The sequence below is a fragment of the Endozoicomonas sp. SESOKO3 genome, assembly GCF_024606255.1.
On the sequence record NZ_JAHHPR010000708.1, the window covers coordinates 1 to 5,504 of the forward strand.

Consider the following 5,504-nt stretch of genomic DNA (forward strand, 5'->3'; position numbering starts at 1 on the left):
GCCCCAGGTTCGCCACCATCCGGTCAGCTTTCCGACTGCCATAATGCCTGTTGTGTCCGGGTCCTCCTATGGTGGTGGTGATTGAGGTTCTGTTGCTGTTGCCCTTTATGCTTGTAGCGTAAATATTGAACCTGTCATTTCCGCCTCCGCCATTGACGGCAAGGCCGGCCTGGGCCGGAATGTTGAAAATATCGCTGGTTTCCGGGCCATTGATAATCTCAAAGTTTCTGAAAATTGACGCCCATGTGTCATAGGTGTTCCGCGACCCGGTTGACCTGAGTGTATAGAATAAACGACCTTTGCTGTTTGTATCGGGAGAGCAGGGAGTTACATTCTTTGCAGGACACGAGAGCCTCACTGAGTCCCGGTCCACAAACAGGTTAAGCCGGACCAATTCCGGAGCCGTGACTGCCCGGCTCAAATCCAGCGTATCTTTGCCCGGGCCCCCGTTTAAATGGGTAAACGCCGGTAGCTTCAGCATGAAAAGTGTGTCATCCCCGCCCCTGCCATTAAAGTTGCGGAGGGAACCTCTGGACACATAAATGTTGTCTTTATCATCACCGGAAAGTCTTATCCTGCCATACCCGGTGTCCTCCAGGACAAAGTTGTTGACCGTTAAGCTATGCTTCAGGTCAACCTTCACATCACGACTCACGGGCAATTGAAAGAGCAGCGTATTGGCGCCGTTGCCCCCGTCCAGAGAGGTTCCGGTTTGCCAGAGCGCGTTAATGATCACCCGGTCGTCTCCGTCCCCCATGCTCACCTTGTCCAGGCCACCCCCGGTGCTGAAAATATCCGTACCATTGCTGCCAAAGTAAGTATCATCTCCCGGAGTCCCGGCAATCTGGTCGATCGCATTGAACACCGTCTGGTGATAACGCCAACTGCCTGTTTCGCTGGTATTCCGCCATCGGGTCTGTACGATGCCCTCCGTGACATTGACGGTCATCCCATCCAGTTGATACGTTGAGAGGGTGACCTTAACGCTGAGCCCCCTGGATCTTCGTTTCAGGAGCCGGGTACCATAAACACTACCAAGATTGTCGTGTATTAGCAGATTGTGTCCCTTCTCATCAGTAATAACGGTGGAATTACCCAGGCCGACAATAAATATGTTATTGCCTCCCATGTCCCTGAGCCTGTCATCTCCTCCCATGCCACGCAATACGTTATCTGCGGACGGGTTACCCGTCAGCTGGTCATTGCCCGGGCCGCCAATAATGACGGGGATGCCAGAGTGTCGACCTGAAGACAGGTCAAGGTGAACCGTCGGCATAATCACAGAACTGTTGTATGCGGCGGAGATACCGCATTTATCACGAAAAGGCTTATCAAAGGTATAATCCATCTCCAGCATGTCCAGGGTTTCGGACATTGGCTGACCGGGGAACAGTTCGCTCCATGTATACGGATCACTCCATTTCAGCAACGGTGCGTTCAATTGAAGCGACGGACTCGATTTCAGCAACTCTCTATGACCAAGTCCAAATAGTTTTTGGTCGCTGTGTTGTTGTCTGCGACCGTCTGCATCGGTTTGAACCAATTTTAAAGCCATTGTGTGCCATGGTCTTAAAAAGCCAATACCATACTTCTTCATGAGTTGGGTTGCGCCTTCCAGGAGCACCCGCTGTTGACCCAGCTCCAGGGTCAGCCTGCGTAAAAAACCACTCTGTGGGGTGCATATGGAAGAGGTGAAACCAAGCTCAATCACCAGCCTGATATTATTGCTTTCCTGACTGCCAATCCTGTGCAGGCCCGCGCCAAGGGTTTTTCCCTCGTTGGCAAGGCTCGCCAGCTCAGCCTCTTTGCGCCATTTAGCCCGGGGGAATTCACCGACAGGTTTTTCAGGGTAGCGATTTAATAAGGCCAGCATCTCCTCTGTTGAAAAGGTGTAGTCCTCCGCTACCCTTTTGACACTGCAGGCTTCTGTGCCTGAATTAATATGAGCCGAGAGAGTGGTGTTCCTCAGGCTTGTCAGGGCCTCAGTCATTGACAGGGAAGGGGGGGTGCCTGCCACGTCCTCCCAGTAAAAAATGCAGGGATTGGCTTGTACTGTTTCGAAATGACGTAAACCGCGAGTGTGAAAGTCAAGGGTCACTTTCTGCCCCGGTATTTGATGGCTAAAAAACAGGCGCAGGCTCTTGTCAAAAGGATTGATGGTCAAACTGACCTTACGAGCGTCATGGCACGATTCACCTGATTTTTTCCAACGGATGACCAGCACGGGCCATTTTCCTGTCGGAGGCTCCTGGCGTTTATGGATATGAATCCGGTGGTTACCGAGATCGCTGCCACGACGCAGCAAGAGGGTATCGGCATGGGTACCCGTATACACCTCGTGCCTTCCCTCACCCAGCAACACCGTGTTAAAGCCGCTGCGCAACCGAACCCTGGTTCTTCCGCCGTTTGCGGCCACGGTGTCGTTCCCGCCCCGGACATCCAGGGTATTGGTGCCATTGGTGATCACGAAAACGGTATTACTGTGGTCTCCCTGAATGGTGTCATTACCCGGGGAACCCTGGATGACCTCCACATCTTCCAGCTGCTCTCCTTCCAGCAAGCTAAACCGGTTCCGGTGGGTGAGGTCCAGCTTAAGACCCTTTTTTCTGAGACGGTAAGAAACGGTGTCCCTGCCAGGACCTCCATGGACCTCGTTCAAGCCATCGCCCAACAACGCCAGATCATTACCCGAACCCAGGTATATCCAGTTCCTCCCGGTGCCGTTGCCGGCATTGACAAAATCGTTTCCGCCCAGGGTAAAGGCTATATTTTTACCCCCCCTGAAATAAATGTTGTTGGGCTGCTCAGTTCCGGTCACTATCAGACCCTGCTTCGACCCCATCACATTTTCAATACTGTTAATCGGCCCTCCGGTTTCCAGAAGCTGACAGAGGGTTGTGTAAAATAAGGTGGGCTCATTGGGTCTGTCCCTTTGGCTGCGCACTCTCAGTCCATTCTTGCTAAAGTAGTACAAATCCCCGGTTTCTGAACCCTCGTTTTTTGATAGCAGGTAAACGCCCTGATCCGAAAGATAGGCATAGCCTGTTCGTGTATTTCCTCTCCAGTTCTGGTCGGTTCTATACCTGACTTTACCAATTTTAAAGTATTTCCGATGGCCGTATTTATCAGAGACCCTTGCTACTTTTGTGTGCTTTTTGTCATACCCCATCAGCAAAGTTTCATGGATCAATTTTTGGTGAATCACTTTACGCGTGTAGTCAGCTTTTATAACCGCCAGCGGGGCAATGTAGAATAGGTTTGGGTGCAGATCTACATCGATACCGTTGCGTTTATTGAAATCAAAGTCGCGCCCATCATACGAACGTCCTATGCCAAAGAGTCCGAAAAGCTCTGTTTGAGATGTTTCATTGCCATCTGGCGAAAAGCGCAAAAGATTATGGTACTTCAGGTATTCAGCAAAACGGCTGCTCCAGCGTCCGGTTTGCAGGTCAGCCTTGAATAATGCGACGGAGTTCGTCTGGCTAAGACGATAGTAATGCGTACCCACTATGTGTCGGCCGCCGAAGCGGATAGATCGGGGAACCTTGATCTCGCGTGGCATAATCAGGGTGTCATTGCCTGATCCGCCGATAATAATTGCCGTGCCTATACCCGGATCAAGCCGGTCATCTCCTTCACCGCCATCTTGTTTGACATATCCAAGGCCATGGATGAGAGTGTCGTCATCGAGGCCGCCGAGCTGCAGCTGGCCGTTAATGATGGTGTCCCTGCCCGGTCCGCCATAGCCGATCCCGAGATATTTTGGCAGATGAAGCAAGTCGTTGCCACGACCGCCATGGGCCTCCCCTGACTTGCCAATCCAGATATGATCACGACCAGGACCCCCTTTCGCCTTCCCTGTCTTTTCAATCCGGATAACATCATTGCCGTCAGAGCCTTCTGCGAGACCTTCCTTAAGAAACAGCCGGTCATGGCCTGATCCGCCATAGAGCTCCCCCTCGTCAATGATCAGGGTGTCATCGCCACCGAAACCATAAAATATCTTGTAGCCTTTCCTGCCCAGCATGAAGTCCGCCTCCTTCGTCCCCATCTCTGTGTGGTGCCGCTTCTGAAAGTCCAGAAAGGCAAGGCCTTTTTTTGTCCCGGACAGTGACCTTTTCCGGGATATCAACAGTTCTTCAAGGTTTTCCTCATACTTTCTCTGCTTAAGAAACTGGCCGGCATCGGCGTGGTACTCAAACCTTGAATATCCTTTTTCCTCAAAGGATTTGGCCATGTTGTTAATGTATTGATCGAAGCCATCGCTGGCCAGCAAGGCGTCAAAATCCTGGTAGGCATTGTTGGGTGGCATGCATTCTGCGATAGCGGTGATCACGAAGCCGAGCATAATGTTGATCAGGTCAACAACCATTCCCAGCTTTGGAGCGACAAAGTCCAGTAACATGCTCAGAGTATCAAGCACCATCGAAACCTTAGTCAGGGCTATCATTGTCTCGTAATAGCCCACCTGTTTAGTGTTGCCGGCCTTTTTTGCCTCGTCTTTGGCCATGTAGAGAGAGATTGTGGTAATTATGGAACCGGTCAAGGAAATGACATTACCGATAACCGGCGCCGTCATGGCCGTGACCCTTGAGGCTTTTGCTAATTTTGAGGTTTGCTTCAGGGCATCAAGAGCCGGGTCCGCTGCATCGGCCACCTTGATAAGGTGTTTGCTTTTGTCAGTCAGCAGCCACTGGGCGGTCAAGCCCAGGTTATAGATTGCGCCGCCGATCGTCAGGCCTGCCCCGGCATAGGTCAGGTCTCTGGTTTTATCAGACAGTGCATCTCCGTATTTCTCCAGGTTTTTAAGGGTCTGAATACCACCGGCAAGGCCCACCGCGGACATCCCCACGCCGAAAGCCATTTTGGTACGAATGTACCTTTTGCTATTCGCAAATTTCCCGAGCGCATTGCTAAATTTGCGCCACTTGCTCTTCAACTTGCCTGACCGTATATCTCCCGGATCAGCGCCATCCCCGCCAGGTTGGCCCCGGGTCCTGAGCTGCTCCATGAATTCCTGATTGCCAAGCAGCTTTTCCTTTACATAGCGGGTGTCGTCGGCACTGTAGCCTGATTCATTGAGCAAAGTGACTACCCGGTCAATGGCTTTTTCTGGCGTCAGTCCCTGCCGTTCCCGAAGCGCCTGCCGGAAGAGGATAATAAGCTTTCTGCGGAACTCCGGGGTGTCCATAAGGTCTTCGGTGGCCACCGCCGCAAAGCGCGTCTGTTCCAGCAGCAGTAAGGCGTCTGCCAGCAAACCTTTGTCACCGGCGGCCAGCCTGACATGGTTAAAGCGGTCACTGAACTCAATGTCATCCAGGTGTCCGCTAACCCGATCCATCAGGGCCATCACGGTCCTGATCTTGCCGGAGCCGTCGCAAAGCACGCAGTCCGGGGCTGGCAACCTTGCTGCCTGACCGTCTGGCAAACCGGCCTTGTCCAGATTCAGCAGAGCCCTTCGGAAATCACGGTCGCTCACATCAACGATGCCGGCCATCTGGCGC

1 protein-coding gene is annotated in these 5,504 nt (G+C 52.4%); it reads right to left on the bottom strand.

The window, feature by feature from the left end; translation table 11 throughout:
- A partial coding sequence (locus KDK18_RS12500) for a calcium-binding protein (RefSeq protein ID WP_257255258.1) occupies positions 1 to 5,479 on the bottom strand: 5,479 nt, incomplete at its 3' end.
- Positions 5,480 to 5,504: the final 25 nt, after the last annotated feature.